The organism is Tardiphaga sp. GW822-FHT04G09 (assembly GCF_058800725.1).
On the sequence record NZ_JBXAMO010000018.1, the window covers coordinates 1 to 23,172 of the forward strand.

Annotated in this window: 25 protein-coding genes and 1 tRNA gene; 15 read left to right on the forward strand and 11 right to left on the reverse strand. The window is 59.6% G+C overall.

Features of this window, described 5'->3' with window-relative positions:
- The first annotated feature begins 173 nt into the window (after window positions 1-173).
- The 4 genes from AC1RLZ_RS23790 (at window position 174) to AC1RLZ_RS23805 (ending at window position 2,628) form a co-directional block, all read left to right on the forward strand.
- Window positions 174-761, forward strand: a complete 588-nt coding sequence (locus AC1RLZ_RS23790) for a hypothetical protein (RefSeq protein WP_493190613.1) — start codon at window positions 174-176, stop codon at window positions 759-761.
- 226 nt (window positions 762-987) lie between these two features.
- Window positions 988-1,596 (forward strand): hypothetical protein, encoded by a 609-nt coding sequence (locus AC1RLZ_RS23795; protein ID WP_493190614.1) that lies wholly within the window; start codon window positions 988-990, stop codon window positions 1,594-1,596.
- 180 nt (window positions 1,597-1,776) lie between these two features.
- Window positions 1,777-1,980 carry a hypothetical protein gene (locus tag AC1RLZ_RS23800; protein WP_068729147.1) on the forward strand — a complete coding sequence of 68 codons (204 nt, stop codon included), beginning with the start codon at window positions 1,777-1,779 and terminating at the stop codon, window positions 1,978-1,980.
- A 105-nt stretch (window positions 1,981-2,085) separates the two neighbouring features.
- Window positions 2,086-2,628 carry a methylated-DNA--[protein]-cysteine S-methyltransferase gene (locus tag AC1RLZ_RS23805; protein ID WP_493190615.1) on the forward strand — a complete coding sequence of 181 codons (543 nt, stop codon included), beginning with the start codon at window positions 2,086-2,088 and terminating at the stop codon, window positions 2,626-2,628.
- Window positions 2,629-2,706: 78 nt separating this feature from the next.
- On the opposite strand, the gene AC1RLZ_RS23810 is transcribed toward AC1RLZ_RS23805, so the two are convergent.
- The 5 genes from AC1RLZ_RS23810 to AC1RLZ_RS23830 form a co-directional block, all read right to left on the reverse strand.
- A complete protein-coding gene (locus tag AC1RLZ_RS23810) occupies window positions 2,707-3,324 on the reverse strand; it encodes a glutathione S-transferase family protein (RefSeq protein WP_493190616.1) in 618 nt (205 codons plus the stop codon).
- Window positions 3,325-3,393: 69 nt separating this feature from the next.
- The gene (locus tag AC1RLZ_RS23815; RefSeq protein WP_493190617.1) at window positions 3,394-4,236 is read right to left on the reverse strand and encodes a fumarylacetoacetate hydrolase family protein; all 843 of its coding nucleotides are present in this window, start codon (window positions 4,234-4,236) and stop codon (window positions 3,394-3,396) included.
- Between the two features lie 75 nt (window positions 4,237-4,311).
- Window positions 4,312-5,178: an MBL fold metallo-hydrolase gene (locus AC1RLZ_RS23820; protein WP_493190618.1), complete on the reverse strand. Its 867-nt coding sequence runs from the start codon at window positions 5,176-5,178 to the stop codon at window positions 4,312-4,314.
- Between the two features lie 168 nt (window positions 5,179-5,346).
- Window positions 5,347-6,129, reverse strand: a complete 783-nt coding sequence (locus AC1RLZ_RS23825; protein ID WP_493190619.1) for an SDR family oxidoreductase — start codon at window positions 6,127-6,129, stop codon at window positions 5,347-5,349.
- Window positions 6,130-6,218: 89 nt separating this feature from the next.
- Window positions 6,219-6,734 (reverse strand): CvpA family protein, encoded by a 516-nt coding sequence (locus tag AC1RLZ_RS23830; RefSeq protein ID WP_493190620.1) that lies wholly within the window; start codon window positions 6,732-6,734, stop codon window positions 6,219-6,221.
- Window positions 6,735-6,845: 111 nt separating this feature from the next.
- Between AC1RLZ_RS23830 and AC1RLZ_RS23835 the strand changes: the two genes are divergently transcribed.
- On the forward strand, window positions 6,846-7,607 hold the full coding sequence (locus AC1RLZ_RS23835) for an SDR family oxidoreductase (RefSeq protein WP_493190621.1): 762 nt from the start codon (window positions 6,846-6,848) through the stop codon (window positions 7,605-7,607).
- 284 nt (window positions 7,608-7,891) lie between these two features.
- Window positions 7,892-7,968 (forward strand) — tRNA-Met (locus AC1RLZ_RS23840).
- 159 nt (window positions 7,969-8,127) lie between these two features.
- Here AC1RLZ_RS23840 and AC1RLZ_RS23845 read toward each other — a convergent pair.
- Window positions 8,128-9,735, reverse strand: a complete 1,608-nt coding sequence (locus AC1RLZ_RS23845) for a CYTH and CHAD domain-containing protein (protein ID WP_493190622.1) — start codon at window positions 9,733-9,735, stop codon at window positions 8,128-8,130.
- A gap of 620 nt (window positions 9,736-10,355) precedes the next feature.
- Entirely contained in the window at window positions 10,356-11,267 is a 912-nt protein-coding gene (locus AC1RLZ_RS23850) for a DUF2189 domain-containing protein (RefSeq protein WP_371420198.1), read from the reverse strand.
- 586 nt (window positions 11,268-11,853) lie between these two features.
- Between AC1RLZ_RS23850 and AC1RLZ_RS23855 the strand changes: the two genes are divergently transcribed.
- The 8 genes from AC1RLZ_RS23855 to AC1RLZ_RS23890 all read left to right on the forward strand — a co-directional run bounded on the left by AC1RLZ_RS23855 (window position 11,854) and on the right by AC1RLZ_RS23890 (window position 17,467).
- The gene (locus AC1RLZ_RS23855) at window positions 11,854-12,687 is read left to right on the forward strand and encodes a cytochrome c oxidase subunit II (protein ID WP_493190701.1); all 834 of its coding nucleotides are present in this window, start codon (window positions 11,854-11,856) and stop codon (window positions 12,685-12,687) included.
- An 80-nt stretch (window positions 12,688-12,767) separates the two neighbouring features.
- A complete protein-coding gene (gene ctaD / locus AC1RLZ_RS23860) occupies window positions 12,768-14,543 on the forward strand; it encodes a cytochrome c oxidase subunit I (RefSeq protein WP_493190623.1) in 1,776 nt (591 codons plus the stop codon).
- On the forward strand, window positions 14,540-15,244 hold the full coding sequence (locus AC1RLZ_RS23865; RefSeq protein ID WP_493190624.1) for a cytochrome c oxidase subunit 3: 705 nt from the start codon (window positions 14,540-14,542) through the stop codon (window positions 15,242-15,244). The genes ctaD and AC1RLZ_RS23865 overlap by 4 nt, the downstream gene beginning before the upstream one ends.
- A gap of 16 nt (window positions 15,245-15,260) precedes the next feature.
- Window positions 15,261-15,983: a heme-copper oxidase subunit III family protein gene (locus AC1RLZ_RS23870; RefSeq protein WP_493190625.1), complete on the forward strand. Its 723-nt coding sequence runs from the start codon at window positions 15,261-15,263 to the stop codon at window positions 15,981-15,983.
- Window positions 15,984-15,992: 9 nt separating this feature from the next.
- Complete coding sequence (locus AC1RLZ_RS23875; protein ID WP_493190626.1) at window positions 15,993-16,376, forward strand: cytochrome C oxidase subunit IV family protein; 384 nt, start codon at window positions 15,993-15,995, stop codon at window positions 16,374-16,376.
- Between the two features lie 36 nt (window positions 16,377-16,412).
- Window positions 16,413-16,706 (forward strand): GYD domain-containing protein, encoded by a 294-nt coding sequence (locus tag AC1RLZ_RS23880; RefSeq protein ID WP_371420193.1) that lies wholly within the window; start codon window positions 16,413-16,415, stop codon window positions 16,704-16,706.
- A 110-nt stretch (window positions 16,707-16,816) separates the two neighbouring features.
- Window positions 16,817-17,224, forward strand: coding sequence for a c-type cytochrome (locus tag AC1RLZ_RS23885; RefSeq protein WP_493190702.1), 408 nt, complete (start codon window positions 16,817-16,819; stop codon window positions 17,222-17,224).
- A 39-nt stretch (window positions 17,225-17,263) separates the two neighbouring features.
- The gene (locus AC1RLZ_RS23890) at window positions 17,264-17,467 is read left to right on the forward strand and encodes a hypothetical protein (RefSeq protein ID WP_493190627.1); all 204 of its coding nucleotides are present in this window, start codon (window positions 17,264-17,266) and stop codon (window positions 17,465-17,467) included.
- 92 nt (window positions 17,468-17,559) lie between these two features.
- On the opposite strand, the gene AC1RLZ_RS23895 is transcribed toward AC1RLZ_RS23890, so the two are convergent.
- The 4 genes from AC1RLZ_RS23895 to AC1RLZ_RS23910 all read right to left on the reverse strand — a co-directional run bounded on the left by AC1RLZ_RS23895 (window position 17,560) and on the right by AC1RLZ_RS23910 (window position 21,725).
- Window positions 17,560-18,324 carry a slipin family protein gene (locus tag AC1RLZ_RS23895; RefSeq protein WP_371420191.1) on the reverse strand — a complete coding sequence of 255 codons (765 nt, stop codon included), beginning with the start codon at window positions 18,322-18,324 and terminating at the stop codon, window positions 17,560-17,562.
- 8 nt (window positions 18,325-18,332) lie between these two features.
- Entirely contained in the window at window positions 18,333-19,718 is a 1,386-nt protein-coding gene (locus AC1RLZ_RS23900) for an NfeD family protein (protein WP_493190628.1), read from the reverse strand.
- 506 nt (window positions 19,719-20,224) lie between these two features.
- Window positions 20,225-21,001: an SDR family oxidoreductase gene (locus tag AC1RLZ_RS23905; RefSeq protein ID WP_493190629.1), complete on the reverse strand. Its 777-nt coding sequence runs from the start codon at window positions 20,999-21,001 to the stop codon at window positions 20,225-20,227.
- A gap of 25 nt (window positions 21,002-21,026) precedes the next feature.
- Window positions 21,027-21,725, reverse strand: a complete 699-nt coding sequence (locus AC1RLZ_RS23910; protein ID WP_493190630.1) for a GntR family transcriptional regulator — start codon at window positions 21,723-21,725, stop codon at window positions 21,027-21,029.
- A gap of 181 nt (window positions 21,726-21,906) precedes the next feature.
- On the opposite strand from AC1RLZ_RS23910, the gene AC1RLZ_RS23915 reads away from it, so the two are divergent.
- Complete coding sequence (locus tag AC1RLZ_RS23915; protein ID WP_493190631.1) at window positions 21,907-23,163, forward strand: ABC transporter substrate-binding protein; 1,257 nt, start codon at window positions 21,907-21,909, stop codon at window positions 23,161-23,163.
- The last annotated feature ends 9 nt before the right edge of the window (window positions 23,164-23,172 follow it).

Here is a 23,172-nt window from a genome sequence, read left to right on the forward strand (position 1 = left end):
AGTAGGTCGCTGCCAGGCCTGCAAAGGACAAAGTATTCCTCAATTACGATATCTCAACACAAAACGCCGCTTCCCTCACGGGAGGCGGCGTTTTGCGTTTGGGGTGCTCTCTGAACTGCATCTCCAATACGACTGATCCGTCTGGAAAATATTACCGCTATCGCTGAACGATCTTGTCGATCGAGCGACTTACCGAGGACACCCACCAGCAGGACCTCGGCATGTATCTGACCTTTCGTTACGCTATCGCTCTGACATTCACCGCGACGGCCCTTTGCGTCTCGTTGCCCGCCAGTGAGGTTGCCCTCGCGCAGGCGTCCAGGCAGCAGGCACCCGCTGCGAAGCAGTTGGCGCTGACGGAAAAGCAGATCGTGGCGCTACTGGCGGCCCAGAAAGATCTCGATGGATTCGTTGCCGCTGCCGGATCGAACGCTGCGGTTCTCGCGCAGGTCAACGACGTCGCGAAGAAACACGGCTTCGCAGACTATGGCGACTACACGATCGTGCTCGTCAATATCGGTCTCGTCCTGGCGGGAATCGATCCGGCGACGAAGACCTATGTAGGTCCCGCTGCCGTGATCAAGCAGAAGATTGCCGCCGTTCAGGCGGACAAGAGCCTGTCGGCAGAAGACAAAAAGGAAGCCTTGGAGGAACTCAATGCCCGGATGGCATCGCCGCTGCCGGCGGTCGAGAACAAGGGCAATATCGACCTCGCCATCAAGCATTACGACAAGCTCGCCGTGGCGCTGAAGGACGAATGACCCGGCGCGGAACACCGCGGGCTGAAGGGTCCGTGCATTTTCGCCGCTGCCATGTGTCGAGCCTGACGGACGGTTGGTTTCGCCGGCGCCAGGCCCAATCGGGCGTTGCGATCATTCAGCCACGATTCACCTGCAGCATTCCATCCTCTGCCAACCGGGCTCGTTGAACCGGACCCGTTCCGCGATCGAGATTCGCCGGTCGCACTAATTTGCCGAGGAGATTTTCATGCGTTCTATCCTTCGCCCAACTGTTGCTGCTCTGGCTATCGCAGGCCTTGCGGCGATTCCCGTTACCGGCGCCGCATACGCGCAGGCGCAGAAACAGCCTGCCGCGAAACAGACGCCACCCACGCCCGCACCCACTGCAGCCCCCGCGCAAAATGCGCCGGCGCCAAAGCAGATTGCGCTGACGGACAAGCAGATCGAGCAGGTACTGGCCGCGCAGAAGGATCTCGATGCGGTCACCGCCAAGCTGCCGCAGCAGGCGCCCGACAAACCCGATCCCAAGGTGATCGCGCAGCTCGATGACGTCGCCAAGAAAAACGGCTTCGCGAATTACGGCGACTACAACGACGTCGTCGAAAATATCATGCTGGTGCTGGGCGGCTTCGATCCGCAGACCAAGCAATATGTCGGCCCCGAAGCAGTGTTCAAGAAGCAGATCGCGGCCGTGCAGGCCGACAAGAAGATGCCGGCCAAGGACAAGCAGGCCGCGCTCGCCGATCTCAATGCTGCGCTCAAATCGCCCCCGCCGGCGATCGAGAACAAGGGTAATATCGATCTGGTCGGCAAATATTACGACAAGCTCGCTGCAGCGATGCAGGACGACGAGTAAGTCCGCCATTGCCATCGCATGGCCTGGATTTCCGAAGATCGGGGCCGCCTGCGCGGCTCCGATTGTCGTTGGAAGAGCCGGACCAGAGCTACGAAATAACGCCTTGGCGTCCCCTGAATTGTTGTCTAAGCCCTCGTTATTCCGGCTTTCACGAGCCTTTCACTGACGCGGGAGACCGACATGTCGAATCCGAAAGAAGTTCCCGCCCTCCCCCTGAAGGGCTACAGCCTGTTGGACTTCCAGCCTGATCCGACCGTGGTCGGCATCTCCTTCGATACCGAGGCGGGTGTCTTCATGTTCGTGGCCACCAAGGAAATCCTCGACATGCTCGGCCAGGCCTTCATCCACAAGGCGGCCTCCATGCCGTCACGCGAGCAGAGCTGAGACAAAGCTGTTTGCCACTCCGGAATCGGGTGGCGAATGGCTGAAGATCGTCGCAAACTCCGGACCTCACCACATCGGATGCTGATGCGATCGATGGAGGCTCATATGACCGACGTTCAGTTCACTCTCTTCGACACCGCCATCGGCCGTTGCGGCATCGCATGGGCTGATCGCGGCATCGTTGCTGTGCAATTGCCGCAGCCGGACGAAAAACAGACCCGCGTGCGCATCAAGCAGCGCCACGCGGATATCGTCGAAGCCGCACCGCCGCCGGCGGTGCAGGCAGCCATCGACGGTATCGTCGAACTGATGAGCGGCAAGCCGGTTGATCTTCTCGATATAGATCTCGATCTCACCGACGTCCCCGAATTCAATCGCAACGTCTATGCGATTGCCCGACAGATCCCGCCGGGCGCGACGCTGACTTATGGCGATATCGCCAAGAAGCTCGGCGGCGTCGAACTGTCACGCAATGTCGGGCAGGCGATGGGGCAAAACCCGTGTCCGGTGATCGTGCCGTGTCATCGGGTGCTGGCTGCCGGCGGCAAGCCGGGCGGATTTTCGGCCAATGGCGGCGTGGAGACCAAGCTCAAGATGCTCGCCATCGAGGGCGCGTATGTGAATCACACGCCCTCGCTGTTCGATTAGGCCTGCCGCAAGATTGCCGCAGCCGCGGCAAGATCGCCGCAAGTTCGGTGCTGGATTTCCTCCTCCAGCATTCTCGCTCTAACCCTTTGGCGGAACGGAGATCTTGACGGATTCCCGCTGCAGCATCCTGTCGTGGAAGGCGTCGAGTTTCGGAAACGCCTTGTGCCATCCGCAATCCGGGAAGCGGAAGTCGGCATAACCGAGCACGCAGACGAGCGCGATCTGCGCCGCATCCATCGGACGCGTCAGAATGTCCGGATGATTCTCGAAACGCGTGAGGCCCTCCCAGGCACGATCCCACTGATCATCATACCAGGCCTGCCACAGCAGCTCCTTCGGACGCACGCCGACCTCGTAGCGGCACAGCAGCATCGCATCCGTCATGCCCTGCAGCATTGCATGCTCGCTCTTCACCTTCCAGCGCGCCGGACCCGAGGCCGGGATCAGCTTGCCGCCGCCGGCGAGCTCGTCGAGATATTCGGTGATGACATAGGAATCGACGATGACATTGCCGTCGTCGAGGATCAGTGCTGGCAGCTTCCTGACCGGACTGATGTCGTGCGAATAGGCCTCATTCTTCTGCGTCGGTGCGACAGCGGCGGGCGTGAGTTCGATCTTGTCGATCAGTCCGAGTTCGATCGCGGCAATGCGCACCTTACGTGCGAAAGGCGAGCCCGGAGAAAAAGTCAACTTCATGATCGGTATCTTTCATAGATTGAAAAAGCGCGGACACGCCCCTGCATGTCCGCGCGAAATGAAGGGCGCTTAAGCCGCAATCACTTTCTGCTTCTGCTCGCCGAGCTTCTCGATGCCGAGCGTCATGACGTCGCCGACTTCGAGGAATTTCGGCGGTTTCATGCCGAGGCCGACGCCGGGCGGCGTGCCCGTGGTGATGATGTCGCCGGGCATCAGCGTCATCATGCCGGACAGATACGAGACGATCTGCGGCACATTGAAGATCATGGTCGCAGTCGAGCCGGTCTGGCAGCGCTTGCCGTTGACGTCGAGATACATGCTGAGTTTGTGCACGTCGCCGACTTCGTCTGGTGTCACCAGCCACGGGCCGAGTGGGCCGAAGGTGTCATGGGACTTGCCCTTGGTCCATTGGCCGCCGCGCTCGATCTGGAAGAAGCGCTCGGAAACGTCGTTGCAGACGCTGTAGCCGGCGACATGTTTCAGCGCATCGGCTTCGGTCACGTATTTTGCCTTCGTGCCGATGACGATGGCGAGTTCGACCTCCCAGTCGAGCTTGGTCGAGCCGCGGGGCTTTTCGACATCGTCATTGGGGCCGCACAGGCTGTTGAGGGCCTTCATGAAGACGATGGGCTCCGATGGAATCGGCATGTTCGATTCAGCGGCGTGATCGGCATAGTTCAGGCCGATGGCGATGAATTTCGGCTTGCCGCCGACGGGCGAGCCGATGCGCGGCGAGCCGCTTACGACGGGCAGCGATGCCGGGTCGAGCGCGGCGAGCTTGGCAAGATTGGCGGGTGCGAACGCATCGTCAGCCAGATCCTTGATCTGCCCGGAGAGGTCGCGCAGCTTGCCGTCCTTGTCGATCAGTCCCGGCTTTTCGCTGCCGAACGCGCCGTATCTTACGAGCTTCATTGTCGTCTCCCTTTGGGGCTTGTCTGAAAGGTTGTGGAACAGGGCGCGGGGAAATTCAACCGCGCGACTGAGAGGTCAGGGCCGCAAAAACTGGTGCTGCAGCGCGGAAAATCTGAAGGCGCCACCCTCGCGTGCGATGCGCCCGGCGCCGAAGTGGCCGCCGATCACCAGCGTCGGCGTATCGGCGAAGCGCGAGAACAATGCACGCCGCGATACGGCGGCTTGCTGCGGATCGGCATCCGCCGTGGACGACCACTCAAGATGCGCCATCTGCACCGGATGATGCGCGGCATCGCCCGTGAGCAACGCTTCTTCGCCTGCGGATGTGATGTGCACGCTCATATGGCCGGGGCTGTGGCCGGGTGTCGGGATGAGCGTGATCTCGTCCGAGAGTTGCGCGTCGCTGGCAACGAGATCGGCCAGTCCGGCATCCACGATCGGCTTCACTGAATCGTTGAACACCGCGAGATGCGACGCCGTATCGCTATGCGTCTTCCAGTAGTTGTATTCGTGCTGCCCGAACACATAGCGTGCATTCGGGAATGTCGGCGTCCATTGGCCAGCGACCAGTTTTGTATTCCAGCCGACATGATCGACATGCAGATGGGTGCACAGCACCGTGTCGATGCTGTCAGGCGCGAAGCCGGCTGCTGTCATGTTCTCGAGGAACGGCGTGTGCAGATTATTCCAGGTTGGGACCGAACGGCCCTGCTTGTCGTTGCCGAGACAGGTATCGACGACGATCCTTTGCGTCGGCGTCTCCACGACCAGCGCATGGATGGACATTTTCAGCCGGCCTTCGGCAGATGCAAATTCCGGTATCAGCCATGGCAGCGCATGGACCTCATCGGGGCCGACCTGCGGGAGAATGAAGCGTGTGCCGCCGATCGTCTCGCTTTCGATGATCTGCGTGATCCTGACCTTGCCGACCGTCCATTGCATCAGGCGTTCACCCCATTGTTCTTTTTAGGGCTGGAAAGATGCGGGTTTCCGGCGTGGCGCGCAATGGATCATCTCGCGGGGCTGCGCTCCGTCCGGGTGGAACATAAAGAAGAGGCGACCGGCCAAAGAAGCCGATCGCCTTTTTTTGCGTTTCGAGATATCGCCGATTTACATCGTGCCGGGGAAAGCACCGCCGTCGAGCACGATGTTCTGGCCGGTGATGAAGCCGGACTTCGCGCTGCACAGCCACGCGCAGGCCTGACCGAATTCATCGGCATCGCCGAAGCGGCCAGCCGGGTTTTCCGCGGCGCGCTTGGCCAGGATTTCATCGACCGACAGGCCGGTCGCCTTGACTTGACCGGCGGCAACGCCCTTCAGGCGATCGGTGTTGAACGGGCCAGGCAGCAGGCCGTTGATAGTGACATTCGCCCGCACGGTCTTGCGCGACAGGCCGGCGATGAAGCCGGTGAGGCCGCTGCGCGCGCCGTTGGACAGGCCGAGCACATCGATCGGCGCCTTTACGGCGGCTGAGGTGATGTTGACGATACGGCCGAACTTGCGCTCCATCATGCCATCGACCGTCGCCTTGATCAGCTCGATCGGCGTCAGCATGTTGGCGTCGATGGCCTTGATCCAGTCGTCGCGGGTCCAGTTGCGGAAGTCGCCGGGCGGCGGGCCGCCGGCATTGTTGACGAGAATGTCAATCTGGCCGGCTGCCTTCAGCGCGGCTTCACGACCTTCGACGGTCGTGATGTCGCCGACAACCTCGGTGACCTCGACGCCCGGATAGGCCTTGCGGATATCGGCAGCGGCTGCTGCCAGCACGTCGCCGCCGCGTGCAGTCATCGTGACATGCACGCCTTCTGCGGCCAGCGCTTCGGCGCAGCCACGGCCGAGACCCTTGCTGGATGCGCAGACAAGCGCGCGACGGCCTTTGATTCCAAGATCCACGATATCACTCCTGACGTTGTCGAGATGGCGAAGAGAAGAAGATGTGGCCAGTCTAGCCGCTCCGGCGCGGCCTGATAAGGGCGCCGATGTCAGAGCCGGTGCGCGCGTTTCCATTGCTCGATGGCGGCGGTCACGTCCGGCGACAGCGATTTGACGCCCTTCTGCCCGGCCAGAGACAACAGCGGGCGCAAATGCGAGCCGGTCATATAGGCCGGCTGCATACTGGCCGGGACCAACTGATCGAAGACCAGCACCAGCGTCACCGCAATCAGGCCGACGCGGATGGCGCCGAGCAAAGCGCCGCCAAGACGGTCACCGATGCCGATCTCATGGCCGATCATGTCGTTGATGGCCATGCGCAACAGCGAGCCCAGCACGATGCCGGACACCAGAAAGATCGCGAAGAACAGCAGTGAGTTCTGCGTGGTCGGGGCGGCGGCGTTGCCGGACAGTTGCGGCGCGATCAGCCCGGTGATCCAGACGGCCATCGGCATCGCGATCAGATAGCCCAGGATGGTGACCGCACTGCGCAACAACCCGGCGCGAAAGCCGATGACCATGGCGACGATCAGGCCGACATAAACGACGACATCGAAACTGTTCATCGTGTCCTCGTCCATTGCAGGCAATTCCGCGTCAAAGAAATTGGCGGAGCGCGGCGGTTTGCGATCGCGGCAAGGCCGGGTATCACTAGGGCAAAATCAAAGGGAAATGCCATGTCCGGGATATTCGACGTCAGTAAAGAAATCATCCTCATCACCGGGGCCTCGCAGGGCCTAGGGCGGCAATTCGCGCGCGTTCTGGCCGCCCATGGCGCAGCCGTGGCGCTGGCGGCGCGGCAGACCGACAAGCTGAAGAGCCTGCAGGACGAGATCACCGGCAAGGGTGGCCGCGCCGTCGCCGTGCAGATGGACGTCACCGACACCGCGTCGATCGGCAAGGCGTTCGATGCCGCCGAAGCGGCGCTCGGGCCGATCAGCGTGCTGATCAACAATGCCGGCATCGCCGTCGAGAAACTCGCAGTCGACCAGACCGAAGCCGATTGGGACTCGGTCATCGGCGCCAATCTCAAGGGCGCCTATTTCGCCGCGACCGAAATCGCGCGGCGGATGATTGCCCGGAAGCAGGAGGGCAATATCGTCAACATCGCCTCGGTGCTGGGTTTCGGCGTCACCAAATTCGTCTCGCCCTATACCATCTCCAAGGCCGGCATTGTGCAGGCCACCAAGGCGCTGGCGCTGGAACTCGCCGGCAACCGGATTCGCGTCAATGCGATCGCGCCGGGCTATATCGACACGGATATGAACCACAAATTCTGGGAAACCCCGGCGGGCGAGAAGCTCGCCAAGCGAATCCCGCAGCGCCGGGTCGGCCATGAGACCGATCTGGACGGCGCCATCCTGCTGCTGGCCTCGCAGGCGTCGCGCTACATGACCGGCAGCACGGTGACCGTGGATGGTGGCTTCCTGCTGAATTAAGCCGCTATAGCGCCTGTTTGGGCCTTGGAAGGCGGTTCTGGGCAGTGCGGCCCGTATCCGGCCGCATTGTACCGAAGCACGGCAAAACGCCGTTTTCCCGCACCGTCATAAAAGCGCAAAAAGATCGTCGCTGCCCCTTTCCAAAGCAGGCCGGCATTGGTACATACCCCTCGCACCGAGGGCTTTGCCCCGGTTGCCTTCTCAGGAAGCCTCCGGACTGGGATCGATCGACGCCTTGGCGTTGGCCGACTTCGTTTCGTTCTCCGGTTTTCCGAAAGGTTTGGCGCGGGGTGGAGCAGCCCGGTAGCTCGTCAGGCTCATAACCTGAAGGTCATAGGTTCAAATCCTATCCCCGCAACCAAACATCTGAAACGACTTCAATGATTTAGCCCGCTTCGAGCGGGCTTTTTCATGTGCGGACGGTTATTGTGCTGACCCCTTCCTGATTTCTGCACGAGGCCCGCTTCTGCAGGCGGGACTTGTGATGTCCGGGCATTCTGCCGAGCGTCACACGCGCAAGTCACAGCAAACGACGAGCTTTACCGGCCCCAGAACGCGGCGTCGCCTTGAACCGCCGCCATCTCTTGCGCAGCGTTTTCGCTACCGCAATCTGGTCGCGCGCCTGCCAGCCGGTGACTGTGCCGATGGCGAGATGAAGCGCCGTCTCATCATCCTGCCTGATGGAGCCGAGCAATGAGCGGGTGCTTGCGATGTCACATGCGCGTCCCAGACTGTTCTGGAGTCTGGCGAGCCGTGCCACGTAGCGCTTGACGGGCGCATGGGTCGCGTAAAGTGACAAGAAGAATTCCGCCGCATAGCGCAGCTTCTTGAGACCAATCCTGAGATCGTGCTGCGCATCGGCGTCGAGATGTCTGAAATGCGCGCCGCGCTTCAGCGCCTTCCGGTGTAGTCGCGCCAGAATCCTGTCGGCAAGCGTCAGCATTGGCTGCGGCAGGACAGCCAGCGCGTCGCTGTCGATCTCGTTGCGCCAGCCACGGCGCTCGACCCAGTGCCCGAGCGAGAGCAGAAAGCGATTGCAGCGCGGATCGGTCAGAACCACCTGCAGTGCGCCCCAGCTCGACTTGCGCCGCCGTTCGACCGCTTCGCGTAAGCCGCCGAGATCGACTTCCGGTGTCGTTGTTACCAAGCGAGGGAGAAGGGTGGTTGCGAAAACATCCCAATCGCGGGTCTGGCCGAGCTGTCGCATCAGCCATCTCGCTTCGCTGTTGATCGCTTCAAACGACGGCGATGGGATCTCCCGCTGGAACAGCGCACAGATTGTGCGCAGACGGCGCAAAGCGATGCGCATCTGATGCACGCCTTCGGGGTCGGATCCCTCCTTCGCCACTGCGTAGTTATCGAGAAGATGATGCCAGCAGGCACCGACCAGGAGCGCAATGACATCATCAACCGCGTGCTCGGCCGTGATGCTGACAGGTTTGGCTTTCGTCGCCGGCTGCGCGACGTCGAACGCCAGCGCGTAGCCGCGTTCCGCCTTGCTCCGTGTGCCGATCTGCAGTGGTGCGGCGTCGAGCAATTGGGTTCCGAGATCAAACAGCACGCCGGTATTGCCGTGCTTCAATTCAAGCTCGATCTCGGACAGAATTTCCTGGCGCGTACCCGCCTCGATGGTCCCCTCGTCGAACACGACTTCAACTAACGCATCAGGTAGATTGAGCTGTCGTGCATGACGTCGAACGTTTGTCGCAAATACTCGCGCCAGCGTGTCGGGGGCAAGCGTCGTCACCGGATCGCCGATCTCGGCGACGGGCAACCGCGTCAGATCAGGGGTCATGCTGTCAACCGGCGTTTCCCATTGTCGTCGCGCCAGCGGTCGCGTGGCGTCGGGAAGAAGCTTCAGCGTTTGAATGAAATGCTTGCCGCTGCGTCGCACGCGCAACGACATGCCGCTTTGAAACAGCGCCCGTTCCGGTGTGTCGTAATAAACCGTTTCCAGCCGGCGGATCACTCCGCGATTGCGCGCGTACTGTACGATGACCGGCATCTCGCGCAGTTTCTCGAGGATGCCTTGCGGCACCAGCAGCTTAAGTTCGATTTCCGTCTGCTCACCAGGTCGCACGGCGATCGCCGCGACGGAATGGGGCGCGATTGGCTGCGGGGCGTTCAACGGTCGCTCCATCGGAAAAGAGTATGAATATCTTATGACAATGAAGAGGCGCATCCAAGTTGGCGCTGGGGATGGCCCTGCAAATGACAATGGCAACGCCGGACCGCCCGCTCGCAGTCTTCTGTCGTCCTATGGTGTGAAGGCACAGGAAAATGGGGGGCTGAGGGGATAGATGGGAGAGCGGGACTCGGCGCTGCTCCGATGATGCGAATGCCCACATTCATCGAAACCAAAGGCGGCCTCAGTTGGCCGCCTTAACTTGCTTTCTGCTCGGCAATTTGATCGGGATATGTGGCGCGCGGCTGCTTACGACCAGACATGATCCATTATCGGAAGCGTGACTTAAGAGCGTCTCCAGCACCAGAAAGAACTTTTCGGCAAGCATGGCACTAACCTCGCTGGCGAATTGATCTCCGTTATAGTAGTTGCGCCTAATCGCTAGAGATTCAATCACTCATACTGCGTTGCAGCAATCAAATTCGCGCGCGGGAGTATCGCAAGCGAGGCAACGACATTCGCCCAGTTTACCTCGTCAGAACCTCATCGTCGGGGCTGCATCCGAATAATCAAAACTGCAACCATATGGTCGCGAACGTGTGCCCCCGGTCTTTGGTCTCGACCTACGGCTTATCACGGCCCCACGGGAGGAGAGAGACTGGAAAATCGGCCGCATAGCGCCGTCCTTTCGGCGGACGGGGAGGGTCTTGCCGAGGATTCGGGTCTGGTTCGAGCACCTTGCGATAAAGATGCCAGGTGGCATGACCGAGCAGGGGCAGAACGACGGCGAGACCGACGAATAACGGCAGCGAACCGGCCACCAGCAGCGCGGCAACAATCAGGCCCCATGCTGCCATCGTCACGGGATTTTTCATGACGACCCGCAGCGAGGTCTGAACTGCATCGGTCACATTGGCATGTCGATCGAGCATCAGCGGAAACGCCACGACGCTCACGCATAGGGCTATGATAGCGAACAATAGTCCGACGCCGCAGCCCTGGACGATCAGTTGGTGTCCTTCTGTCGTTGTGAAGATGCGCGATGCGAAATCGGGAATGCTGGCCGCGGGAGCATTGCCGAACTTGGAGACGTAAATCGCATTCGCAGTGGTCACCCAGACCACGAACAGAATGAGAAGGAGCGTACCGAGGCCAAGCATGGCCCCAAAGGACGGCGAGCGCAGCACGTCGATCGCATGCCAGGCGGACGCCTCTTCGCCACGTTCGCGGCGTCGGCTGAGTTCATAGAGACCGAGGGCCGCAAAAGGACCAATCAATGCAAAGCCGGCGGCCAGCGGGAAAAGCAGTGGTAACACCGAATAGCCAAGGGTCATCCTGGCCAGCACAAGCCCGAGAACAGGATAGATGACGCACAGAATAATGGCGTGACTCGGAACCGCCTTGAAATCCTCCCAGCCCAGCCGCAACGCGTCATGCAGATCGGACAACCCGATCTTGCGAATGACGGGCGCGGCGACGCTATCGGAAGCGCCAGGTGCTGTCTGCGAGATCTTGTCAGAATACGGAGTAGCCATGGTCACGATCTCCCATGCGTTCGCACCGGCGAAATCGGGTCATTTTCAAATGACGGGTATTCGCCTTCGTGCGCAGAAATCGCGACTGGTTCTGGAAGACGGCCAAGTTCAACGCAGAGAGCCTTGTCGAGCAAAACCTGTCGCAACCTGTGCAGCAAGTCTAGCGCAATCCGGAAAGAATAGCACGCACTGTTCGGTGAATTCTTCCTTTGTAAGGCTTACGTTTCACCGCATGGCTGATGGCAATTGACGCATCGCATGCCGACGCACGACGTCGTGTATTGCAATGCGATATGGGGAATGCGCGTGCCGTTGCTCAACGGTTCTATCGTGGTGTTATCGTCGTGGCGGGGAATAAGCCGGTCTATTGACAATCAAGCCTGCCGGGGAACATCCTGTAGTGGCAAGTGCCCGTTGTTTGACGACACCAGCGATCGCAATTTTTCGAATTCGATGTTGCGACCGGTTAGAGGGCAAGGCGGCCAGCATTGTGATGGCGAGTTGGAGATCAGCCATCGATGCAGACATGAACTGCGCCCTTTTCTAAGTCTTGTCCGTAGCCTCTAGAGGCAAGGATGAACAAGGGATGGCTGTAGCATTCATATTGCTGTTGGTCGCGATCGCTTCCGTGCTGTTTCATCTCCTGAGCCCGTGGTGGTGGACGCCGATCGCGTCGAACTGGAGTTACATCGACGACACGATCACCATGACGTTCTGGATCACCGGAGCAGTCTTCTTCGCAATCGTCGCGTTTATCGCCTATTGCATCTTCCGCTTCCATCACAAGGAAGGAAGACAGGCGGCGTACGAGCCCGAAAACAAGAAGCTTGAATGGTGGCTCACCATCGGGACCGCGGTCGGTGTAGGAGCGATGTTGGCCCCCGGTTTGGTTGTCTGGCATCAGTTCGTGACGGTGCCGGCCGATGCGACAGAGATCGAGGTCATGGGTCAGCAGTGGCGCTGGAGCTACCGGCTACCCGGAAAAGACGGTCGGCTTGGTACGACCGATGCCCGCAACGTCAGCGCCGAGAATCCATTAGGCTTGAATCCGAACGATCCTAACGGTCAGGACGACGTCGTGATCGAGAACGATGATCTGCATCTCCCGATCGGGAAGCCAGTCAAGGTATTGCTCCGCTCAATCGACGTCCTGCACGATTTCTATGTGCCTGAGTTCCGGGCGAAGATGGACATGGTGCCGGGCTCAGTCACCTATTTCTGGTTCACTCCCACGCGCACGGGAACATTCGAGGTTCTCTGTGCGGAATTGTGCGGCGTCGCGCATGCGCAAATGCGGAGCAACGTCATCGTCCAGGAGGAGAGTGAGTATCATGCATGGCTGGAGAAGCAGCAGACATTCGCAGCGTTATCGGGTCAGCGCAATCTCATGAGAGCGACTTACAAGGCAGGTGGCAAATAACAAGAATGGCGCGGAGCCGTTGCACGTCGTGACGCTCATGCTTCGCGATGATCAGAGAATAAGTCCGGGAGGACATTTTAATGGTTGATGTCCCGTCTGACGTACTCGCAGGAATCCCGCCGGCTGAAGTGGGTGAGGTCGATCTCTATCACCCGAGAAGCTGGTGGACCCGATACGTCTTCTCGCAAGATGCCAAGGTCATCGCGGTCCAGTATGCGATCACGGCGATGGCTATCGGCATGGTCGCTCTGGTGCTGTCGTGGCTGATGCGGCTGCAACTCGGATTCCCCGGAACGTTTTCGTTTATCGATCCCAGTCAGTATCTCCAGTTCATCACCATGCATGGCATGATCATGGTGATCTATCTTCTCACGGCGCTGTTTCTCGGAGGCTTCGGAAATTACCTCATTCCGCTGATGGTCGGCGCTCGCGATATGGTCTTTCCGTACGCGAACATGCTGAGTTACTGGATTTACCTGCTTGCCGTGCTGGTACTGGTTTCGACTTTCTTTGTGCCGGGCGGCCCGACAGGTGCGGGATGGACGCTCTATCCGCCACAGGCCATTCTTTCCGGAAGTCCCGGGCAGGAAGCAGGCATCATCATGATGCTGGTGTCGCTGATCCTGTTCATTATCGGCTTCACCATGGGCGGTCTGAATTACGTCGTGACGGTGCTCCAGGGACGCACGCGAGGAATGACACTGATGCGGATGCCGCTGACGGTGTGGGGCATTTTCACCGCGACCGTGATGGCATTGCTCGCATTTCCGGCCTTGTTTGTTGCCTCGGTGATGATGCTGTTCGATCGGCTTCTCGGCACCAGCTTCTTCATGCCAATGCTCGTGGAAATGGGGCAGCAGACGAAATACGGCGGTGGCAGCCCGCTGCTGTTCCAGCACCTGTTCTGGTTTTTCGGTCATCCCGAAGTCTACATCGTCGCGTTGCCTGCTTTCGGCATTGTCTCTGACCTCATCAGCACTCATGCGCGAAAGAACATTTTCGGCTATCGCATGATGGTGTGGGCGATTGTCGCGATCGCCGCGCTGAGCTTCGTGGTGTGGGCGCACCACATGTATGTCAGCGGCATGAATCCGAAGTTCGGCTTTTTCTTCGCAACAACGACTCTCGTCATTGCGATTCCCACGGCGATCAAGGTTTACAACTGGATCCTGACCCTGTGGCGCGGCAACATTCACCTCACGATTCCGATGCTGTTCGCGCTTGCGTTCATCATCACCTTCGTCAACGGCGGCCTGACCGGCCTGTTCCTCGGCAACGTCGTCGTGGACGTTCCGTTGTCCGACACCATGTTCGTGGTCGCCCATTTTCATATGGTCATGGGTGTTGCGCCGATCATGGTCGTGTTTGGTGCGATCTATCACTGGTATCCGAAAGTGACGGGACGGATGCTGAACGAGACGCTGGGCCGATTCCATTTCTGGGTCACGTTCCTTGGGGCTTACGCGATCTTCTTCCCCATGCACTATCTCGGGCTGCTGGGTATGCCGCGCCGCTATCACGACATCGGCGAGACGGCGTTCGTGCCAGCGTCGGCTCATGACCTGAATGCATTCATGAGTATCGCTGCGCTTATCGTCGGCTTTGCGCAGCTTGTATTCGTGTTCAACATGATACAGAGCCTGTTCAAGGGCAAGGAGGCTGGCGGCAATCCGTGGAACGCGACCACGCTTGAATGGCAAACGCCGCAGACGCCGCCGGCGCATGGCAACTGGGGCAAGGAACTCCCGATCGTCTATCGCTGGGCTTATGACTATAGCGTGCCCGGCGCTGCACGGGATTTCATTCCCCAGAATGAACCACCGGCCAGCTTGACGCCGAAGGGAGCGCATCCATGACGGCCATTGTCCTGTTCATGGCTGGAATAGCGGCCATTGCGGGATGGTGGCTTTCGCAGCAGCGCCTCGCGGCCAAACCCTGGCTGGAGGAGGGCGTGATCGGTGAGTTTGCTGGAGGCGGCGCGTCGCCATTACCGGCGGCGAAAATTGGACTGGGTGTTTTTCTTGCGGTCGTGGGCTCGTTATTCGCGCTCTTCATCAGCGCTTACTCCATGCGCATGGCATTGATCGATTGGCGGTCGCTGCCGGTGCCGAAGCTGCTGTGGTTCAACACCGGCGTTCTGATCGTGAGCAGCGCCGCGCTGCAATGGGCGCAGGTTTCGGCACGCCGCGATGACAGCGATAACGTGCTCATCGGCCTGCTTGCAGGAGGTGTCTCGGCTGTTGTTTTCGTGATCGGCCAGTTGATGGCGTGGCAGCAGCTCAACGCCGCAGGTTATTTTCTGACGGCCAATCCGGCCAATGCCTTCTTCTATCTCATTACCGCAGTTCACGGGTTGCATGTGCTCGGCGGCCTCGCAGCGCTGGGCAAAACCAGCGCCAGGGCGTGGCGTGGTGTCGAGATTCCGCGACTGCGCCTGAGCGTGGAACTGTGCGCGATGTACTGGCACTTCCTGCTCCTGGTCTGGTTGATCCTGTTTGCGTTGCTGACGGGTTGGGCGGACGATCTCGCCGCGATCTGCCGTCAGTTGCTGACCTAGGGAAGGCGTCGATGCAATGGCAGAGACCGTACTGACGAACGTCGAAAAGCGGCGAATACTGACCGCAGGCTGGCGAGGCATTGCCGCCGACTGGTCCTCGGATCAGCGAGCGTTCAAGAATGTCTCGTGGGGAAAGGCCATGATGTGGATCTTTCTCCTCAGCGATACTTTCATCTTCGGCTGCTTCCTGCTGTCGTACATGACGGCGCGCATGTCCACGACGGTGCCCTGGCCGAATCCGAGCGAAGTCTTCGCTCTCACGATTGCAGGACGGCAGATCCCGCTCATTCTAATCGCCATCATGACCTTCGTGCTGATCAGCAGCAGCGGGACCATGGCCATGGCTGTCAATTTCGGCTACCGCCACGATCGCCGCAAAACGGCGATACTAATGCTGGTGACCGCTGCGTTCGGTGCGACATTTGTCGGAATGCAGGCTTTCGAGTGGACCAAGCTGATCATGGAGGGGGTGAGGCCCTGGGGAAACCCGTGGGGCGCGGCGCAATTCGGCTCCTGCTTTTTCATGATCACTGGATTCCACGGCACGCATGTCACGATTGGCGTGATTTTCCTGATCATCATTGCGCGAAAAGTCTGGCGTGGGGATTTCGAGATTGAACGCCGGGGATTTTTCACAAGCAGGAAGGGGAACTACGAGATCGTCGAGATTACGGGCCTGTACTGGCACTTCGTCGATCTCGTGTGGGTATTCATCTTTGCCTTCTTCTATCTTTGGTGAGGGACGAACATGGCTGAAGTCTCGCTAGATGCCGCCCATCCCGCAGCGCCGGCAGCACATGCGCCAGCCGCGTTGCATGCCGAAGGACATCAGCACCCGATCAAGCTTTATCTGGTGGTCTGGGGATGGCTGTTTGTCTTGAGTACATGCTCTTACCTCGTCGACTACTTCAACCTGCAGGGACATCTGAGGTGGTCCCTGATAGTGCTGTTCATGGTGCTGAAGGCGGGCTTGATTGTCGCGTTCTTCATGCACATGGCATGGGAACGTCTGGCTCTGGCCTATGCCATTCTGCTCCCGCCGTTGCTGCTGCTGGTTTTTGTCGGGATCATGGTGTTTGAGTCGGACTACACGCTGTTGAGCCGGATCATGTTCTTCAAGGCGGGGGTGTAAAGATCGGCGGGGGCCTCACACGCAAGGAGGACTGCTATGACGACATATATCATGCTTGCAACCTGGACCGATCAAGGTGTGCAACACGTAAAAGATTCGCCGCGTCGTCTCGATCTGGCGAAGAAAGCTCTCAAGGATATGGACGGAGAGTTCAAGTCGTTTTTCCTGACCATGGGCGACTATGATATCGTTGCTGTTTACGAAGCGCCGGATGATGCCATCGCCGCACGATTCAACTTGCAGCTGGGTATGCTGGGAAACATTCGAACGCACACGTTGAAAGCGTTTCCCGAGGCGGCTTACCGGGAGATCATCAGGTCGCTGGACTAATTGCGAGCCGTGTGTTCGCGAGGAGCCGCGCGGTGGTCAGCGGTGGTCAAATGACGTGCCCCTCTATCCTTGTTGCTAGCTTTCTGAGTTGCCAGACATGGAGTGGTCGTATGCGAATTTTCGCTTTCGTGCTCGGAGCGGGCATTCTGTCAACCGTTCCTGCATTCGCGCAGGACGCGGCATCGGGAGAGAAAATATTCACCCAATGCAGGGCATGTCACCAAATCGGGGAGAGCGCCAAGAATGCAGTCGGGCCCGAGCTCAACGGGCTTTTCGGACGTAAGGCCGGGACGGTTCCGGGTTACAGCTATTCGCCTCCGAACAAGAATTCCGGGATCATCTGGGACGAAGCAACCTTCCGCGAATACATCAAGGATCCGAAGGCCAAGGTCCCCGGCACCAAAATGACGTTTCCGGGGCTCAAGGTTCCGAAGCAGATTGACGATGTTGTCGCTTATCTCAAACAGTTCGACGCGACAGGAAAGAAGGCCGAGACGGCGCCCGCTGGAGGAAAGTAGGCAGGGGCACAATTGCAGTGAAGACGAGGTGGTGTGCAGATGCAATTTACCGTTGGGTTCAAGTTAAAGGGCAAGGCGGGCCATGTCGTCGTGGACGCTGAGGACGCGCTTGTCGCCGCTCTGAAGATCAAGGCGGAACTCCCGGACGCGATCACGATGTATGTGCGCCCACAAAACCGGCGCGGTGACGCACGTCACCCGTCACATGTGCCTGCCGACGAGGGCGCCGAGGATACTCATTGAAGATCGGTCGGGAGCGATGAGCAAGCCGATGCTTGTCACGGCTTCTTCCGTCCGTGACAAGCTGAAGCGGGTGCCGGATCACAACGTAAAAGTCACGGTGCTCCGGTTGGTTGCTGTGTTAGATGGCTGAGCAGATCCATCGGTAGCGGAAAGACGACGGTCGAGGATCGTTCGCCTGCAATGTCGTGCAGCGCCGCGAAATAGCGTAGCTGCATCGCCTGCGGTTCCCGGGCGAGTATTCGTCCTGCCTCGACGAGTTTCTCGGCGGCTTGCTGCTCACCCATCGCGTTGATCACCTTCGCGCGTCGCAGTCGCTCCGCTTCGGCCTGTTTAGCTATGGCGCGCACCATGGTTTCATTGAGATCGATATCCTTGATCTCAATGGTGGTCACCTTGATTCCCCAGGCATCGGTTTGCTGATCGAGGATCTCCTGGATGTCGGTATTGAGTTTGTCTCGCTCCGCCAACATTTCGTCCAGTTCGTGTTTTCCGAGCACCGAGCGCAGCGTCGTCTGCGCCAGTTGGCTGGTTGCGGTCATGAAATTTCCGACCTTGATGATCGCTCGCTCCGGATCGATGATGCGGTAATAGAGAACGGCATTCACCTTGACCGAGACATTGTCGCGCGAAATCACGTCTTGTGGCGGCACTTCCTGTACCATCACTCTAAGATCGGCCTTTACCATCTGTTGCACGACCGGAACGAGCAGGATGAGACCCGGACCTTTCACGCCAGTGAAACGGCCAAGCGTAAACACGACACCACGCTCATATTCCCGCAGGATGCGAATAGCTGACGAGAGAAACATGATCACGATGATCACGAACAGAAGATAGGTCGCATATTCCAACATCATCGCACACCTCACTCTCCAGCGTTCGGTTTCGGGCGGCGGCGCACCACCAGCGTAAGGTCCGTGATGCTGTCCACCTCGGCTGTCTCACCGGGCGTGAAGGCTTCCGCGCCCCGGGCTTGCCAGCGCTCACCCTGCATGAAGACGTGGCCTTTGCCGTCGGACCAGTCGATGACCTCGGCGGGCAGGCCGTGCATGGCCTGCCCGCCAACCCGTGCAGGATGTGTGCGGGCACGTCGAAGCGCGCCTAGGACGAAGAGAAACAGGCCGATGAACATGGTCGCTGTGATGCCGATGACCATCCATGACAGCCTGTATCCAGGCGCTTCGACTTTGAACAGCATAACTGCTCCGAATACGAATGCGATGACACCGCCGAGGCCGAGAACTACGGTCGGGTTGAAAGCCTCAATTGTCAGAAGCGCGATTCCCAGCAGCATCAACCCAAGGCCGGTGTAGTTGATCGGCAGCAGATTGAGGGCGTAGAGGCCTAGCAACAGGCAGATCGTGCCGATCACGCCCGGCGCGACGGCGCCAGGAGATGTGAATTCAAAAATCAGGCCGTAGACGCCGACCAGCAGAAGAATGAAGGCGACGTTGGGGTTGGTAATAATCGACAGAAATTGCGAAATCCATCCGGGATCGATCGTCTCGATTGTTGCATCCCTCGTTGCCAGACGCCGGGTCTCGCCACCGGCAATTTCCACGACGCGACCATCGACCTGCCGGAGCAGTTCAACCGGGCTGCGTGCGATGAGATCGATAACTTCCGCTTGCAAGGCTGCACTGGCGGAAAGGCTGGCTGCTTCGCGGACAGCCTGCTCGGCCCAATCGGCGTTACGCCCGCGCAATTCGGCAAGGCTGCGAATCAAAGCGACGGCGTCGTTCGTCACCTTCGCTGTCATTGCATCCTTTGGCTCCGTCTGGGTGCCGTCTTTCTTGTCCTTGCCGTCCTTGTCAGGGAGTCTGCCCGGCAGGCCCGGCACTGGATTGCCCATCTGTACCGGCGTTGCGGCGCCGAGATTGGTGCCCGGCGCCATTGCTGCGATATGCGTTGCGTAGAGAATATAGGTGCCGGCGCTCGCGGCGTGGGCACCGGACGGAGCCACGTAACCGATGACGGGAACAGGAGATGCCAGTACGTCGGCGATGATCTCGCGCATGCTAGTGACGAGACCGCCCGGTGTATTCAGACGCAGAATAACAGCCTCGGCGCGTCGTTCGTTCGCTTTGGCGAGAGCGTCTTTCACATAACCGGCGGTCGCCGGTCCGAGCGCTCCGTCGATGGCGATCGTCAGCACAAACTTGTCGTTCCCCTCTGCCGAGGCAGAAATGGGGAAGACTATCAGCGCGACAGTCACAATTGCCGCAACAAGAGTAGCCTGTACGGTCTGCACAGCCTGGACTCCCTTATCAGAACGATATGGGGATATCCCTGCAGAATCTCAATACGATCGGGGTTGGCGGTCCATCGCCGTTGCCGAAGCGACTATAAATGTGACGCAAGAGGAGCAGTGCCTTTTGATATTACATAGCAATTTCAAAGGTATAAAATTCCAGTTGTCGTGGCGGCCCGCCGAGGAAACGTGGGATTCTTCGAGGAATTGCTATTGGAGGCATAGATGGCAACGGCTTGGCTACTGTTGAAGTCGAAGCCGGCCTGTAGCGTTCGCGGTCGCTCATATGCTTTGGGATTGTCGGCGGAGAACCGCAGATGAGCCCGCTGTTGCTTCAATCGATGCAGGTCGAAGGACGCTATATCGTTTCGGCGCCGGCGAGTCCGAAGCTCCTATGCGCAAGGGGGCAGGGCCTGGCAGTCAGGGAGTTCGCCGTGAAGCATGGACGACTCCGGACCTTGACGAGGCAGTTCAACTTGCTTTCCGGCGGCGCGAGTCGTCGTTGGCTAACCCAGCATCTGGGTATCGCCGCAGATGGAAATGGCTTGGCCAGAGATCGTGCGGCCACGCGGGCTGGCCAGTAGCAGGATCTGGTCTGCTATCTGCTCCGGCGTGACGTAGTCCTTGATGGACGTGTAGGAGAAGGCGGTCTTTTCCATCTCTGCGAACGAGATCCCGCGCTGCTGGGCCTTGGCTTCCAGCACGCGTCTTTGGCGATCGCCGGCGACTAGGCCGGGCAGGATCGCATTGACGCGGATTTTGTCCGGCCCGAGCTCGATGGAGAGCGATTTCGTGAAGCCGATGACGCCCCACTTTGCCGCTGCATAAGGCGAGCGCATGGCGAAGCCCACGCGACCAGCCGCCGAAGACAAGTTGACGATGGAGGCGTTGGTACTTTGCCGTAGCAGCGGAACGGCCAGACGCGTGCAATTGAACTGTCCAGTCAGGCAGATGTTGAGGCAGCGATCCCAGTCATCGGGGTGCATCTCCTCGACTTTCGCAGTCGGGCCTGCGATGCCGGCATTGTTGACCAGGACATCGAGGCCACCGAGTTTGGCCGCCGCCTCGTCGAACAGTTTTTGAACGGACGCCCGGTCCGCGACGTCGCAATGGGTCTGTGTGATGGCGGGATCGCTTGCTGCGAGCGCCGACAGGGCAGCCTGATCCACATCGCAGACATGAACGCGCGCGCCTTCGCCGGCAAAGGCGCGTGCGATGGCGAGGCCAATTCCGTTGGCGCCGGCGGTAACGATGACGCGCAAACCCTTGATATTGAGATCCATGATGGCTCCAGAGACCCTGTGAGAACTAGGCGGTGAGGCCGCCGCGCGAGAGGATGAAGTTGGCTGCGCCGGTGATGTCGGCGGCGATCGCCGTCTTGGCGGCATCTGCATCACCAGTCTCGATGGCCTTGCGGGCGTCGGCGTGAAAGCGGATCGCTTCGCCCTTCGCCAGACGATCGGGATTGCCGCGCAAATCGAGATTGATGACGGGGCCCGCCTTCAGCCAGAGCGCACGGATGATCTCGACCAGGATCGGCGATTGCGCGGCCTCGTAGACGGCAAAGTGAAACGTCTTGTTGAGTTCGACGGCGCGCGGCAAATCGGGCGTCCTCACTTCGCTTTCTGCGCGCATGGCCGCTTCGGCGGTAGCGATGGACGCGAGGTTTCTGTCGCTACGTAGGCGCGCCGCCTCCGCTGCGGCATGACCCTCGATGGCGATCCGAACCTTGGTGAGGTCGCGAAACTGCGTTGCCGACATCACGGGCACGCGCACGGTGCGGTTCGCTGCGACTTCCAGCGCCTTGTCGGCGACGAGGCGGGACACCGCTTCGCGCACCGGCATGATGGAGACGCCAAGCACTTCGGCGGCCGTACGTAGCGACAGTTTTTCACCCGGCGCGAGCCGTCCCGAGATCAGCAGATCCGCCAGTTGCGCGTAAGCGCGCGCGCCAAGCGTTTGGCGGTCGAGCGGCTCCACGAGGTTCAGCGCAGTCGGGAGGTTCAACGCGATCTCCGGGCATCGTCGCGAAATTGCAGGGAGGGACTCGACAAAGTCCCCGTCTTTTGCAAGTCTAACTGTGATCACAGATCACGGCAAGCGAACAAAGCTCTCTCGACAGAAGAGTGCAGCGCCTGCCGGCGGGGAAACAGCCGCGCCGCGCGGCCGTATCAGGGAGACGAATCTGATGTCGAACACCAATCAATTCACGCGCCGCAGTCTGCTGAAGACTGCGGGCGGTCTCGCGCTTGCATCCGGCCTGTCTGCGCCCTCGATCCTGAGTGCGCAGACCTCCGATGTCATCCGCATCGGCCACCTCACGCCGCGTACCGGCTTTCTCGGCCCGCTCGGCGAATATGGCGTGATGGCCATCGACCTCGCCGTCGAGGAGATCAATGCTGCCGGCGGCATGATGGGGCGCAAAGTCGAACTGCTCAAAGAGGACTCGATCAATCCGCAGACGGCCTCGACCAAGGCGGAGCGCATGATCGAGCGCGACAAGGTCGCGTGTATCATCGGCGAAATTTCTTCTGCGTCGTGTCTGACCATCGCGCAGGTGGCCACCCGCAACAAGACGCTGTTCATCAACACCGGCGGCAACTCCGATGCGCTGCGCGGCAAGGACTGCCAGCGCTACATGTTCCATGTCGAGTCGCAGAACTCGATGTATGTGAAGACGGTCGGTCGCTCTTTTCTGCGCGATGGTTTGGTGAAGGGCAAGAAGTGGTATTCGCTCACGGCTGACTATGCCTTCGGCCATGACCTGTTAAGCGTCTCGAAGCGCTTCATGCAGGCCAATGGCGGCAACTTCGCCGGCGACGATCTGGTACCGACCGATGCTACGGACTTCTCTGCCTATCTTCTCAAGATCCGCGAGGCCAAGCCTGATCTCGTGGTGATCAATCTTGCCGGCAACCAGATCACCAACTTTCTCAAGCAATATGCCGAATTCGGTCTGACTTTCCCGGTCGGCGGTTTCGGCTTTGACACGGCCCTGGCCTGGGCTGCAGGCAAGGGCAATTTCGTCGGCACCTGGCCTGTGGTCTGGCATCATCTGCTTGATACGCCCGGCAGCAAGGCCTTCGTGACGGCCTTCACCAAGAAGTACAACAAGCCGCCGGAGAACCAGGCCTGGGGCGACTACATCGCCACCAAGATCGTGGCGCAAAGCATCAACGAACTGAAGTCAGCTGAATCGCCGAAGATCATCGAGTATTTCGAAAAGGGTGCGAAGTTCGATCTGCTGAAGACGCGCCCCGGCTACTTCCGCGCATCGGATCATCAGTTGATGCACGAAATGTATGCGGTGACGGCCCTGCCTGCGGACAAGATCAAGAACCAGTGGGACATCTTCTCATCGAGCCCGGCCGTCCCGGGGCCGGAAGAACCGCTCGAAGTGATTGCGTCCACCGCGGAAGAGAACGTCTGCAAGTTCCCGAGCTAGCCACAATGT

Excerpts from the sequence above, each read along its gene's own strand:
- AC1RLZ_RS23795 (WP_493190614.1), top strand. The coding sequence starts at position 988 with ATGCGTTCTATCCTTCGCCCAACTGTTGCTGCTCTGGCTATCGCAGGC.
- AC1RLZ_RS23800 (WP_068729147.1), top strand. The coding sequence starts at position 1,777 with ATGTCGAATCCGAAAGAAGTTCCCGCCCTCCCCCTGAAGGGCTACAGC.
- AC1RLZ_RS23805 (WP_493190615.1), top strand. The coding sequence starts at position 2,086 with ATGACCGACGTTCAGTTCACTCTCTTCGACACCGCCATCGGCCGTTGC.
- AC1RLZ_RS23810 (WP_493190616.1), bottom strand. The coding sequence starts at position 3,324 with ATGAAGTTGACTTTTTCTCCGGGCTCGCCTTTCGCACGTAAGGTGCGC.
- AC1RLZ_RS23815 (WP_493190617.1), bottom strand. The coding sequence starts at position 4,236 with ATGAAGCTCGTAAGATACGGCGCGTTCGGCAGCGAAAAGCCGGGACTG.
- AC1RLZ_RS23820 (WP_493190618.1), bottom strand. The coding sequence starts at position 5,178 with ATGCAATGGACGGTCGGCAAGGTCAGGATCACGCAGATCATCGAAAGC.
- AC1RLZ_RS23830 (WP_493190620.1), bottom strand. The coding sequence starts at position 6,734 with ATGAACAGTTTCGATGTCGTCGTTTATGTCGGCCTGATCGTCGCCATG.
- AC1RLZ_RS23835 (WP_493190621.1), top strand. The coding sequence starts at position 6,846 with ATGTCCGGGATATTCGACGTCAGTAAAGAAATCATCCTCATCACCGGG.
- AC1RLZ_RS23850 (WP_371420198.1), bottom strand. The coding sequence starts at position 11,267 with ATGGCTACTCCGTATTCTGACAAGATCTCGCAGACAGCACCTGGCGCT.
- AC1RLZ_RS23855 (WP_493190701.1), top strand. The coding sequence starts at position 11,854 with ATGGCTGTAGCATTCATATTGCTGTTGGTCGCGATCGCTTCCGTGCTG.
- ctaD (WP_493190623.1), top strand. The coding sequence starts at position 12,768 with ATGGTTGATGTCCCGTCTGACGTACTCGCAGGAATCCCGCCGGCTGAA.
- AC1RLZ_RS23865 (WP_493190624.1), top strand. The coding sequence starts at position 14,540 with ATGACGGCCATTGTCCTGTTCATGGCTGGAATAGCGGCCATTGCGGGA.
- AC1RLZ_RS23870 (WP_493190625.1), top strand. The coding sequence starts at position 15,261 with ATGGCAGAGACCGTACTGACGAACGTCGAAAAGCGGCGAATACTGACC.
- AC1RLZ_RS23875 (WP_493190626.1), top strand. The coding sequence starts at position 15,993 with ATGGCTGAAGTCTCGCTAGATGCCGCCCATCCCGCAGCGCCGGCAGCA.
- AC1RLZ_RS23880 (WP_371420193.1), top strand. The coding sequence starts at position 16,413 with ATGACGACATATATCATGCTTGCAACCTGGACCGATCAAGGTGTGCAA.
- AC1RLZ_RS23885 (WP_493190702.1), top strand. The coding sequence starts at position 16,817 with ATGCGAATTTTCGCTTTCGTGCTCGGAGCGGGCATTCTGTCAACCGTT.
- AC1RLZ_RS23890 (WP_493190627.1), top strand. The coding sequence starts at position 17,264 with ATGCAATTTACCGTTGGGTTCAAGTTAAAGGGCAAGGCGGGCCATGTC.
- AC1RLZ_RS23895 (WP_371420191.1), bottom strand. The coding sequence starts at position 18,324 with ATGATGTTGGAATATGCGACCTATCTTCTGTTCGTGATCATCGTGATC.
- AC1RLZ_RS23905 (WP_493190629.1), bottom strand. The coding sequence starts at position 21,001 with ATGGATCTCAATATCAAGGGTTTGCGCGTCATCGTTACCGCCGGCGCC.
- AC1RLZ_RS23915 (WP_493190631.1), top strand. The coding sequence starts at position 21,907 with ATGTCGAACACCAATCAATTCACGCGCCGCAGTCTGCTGAAGACTGCG.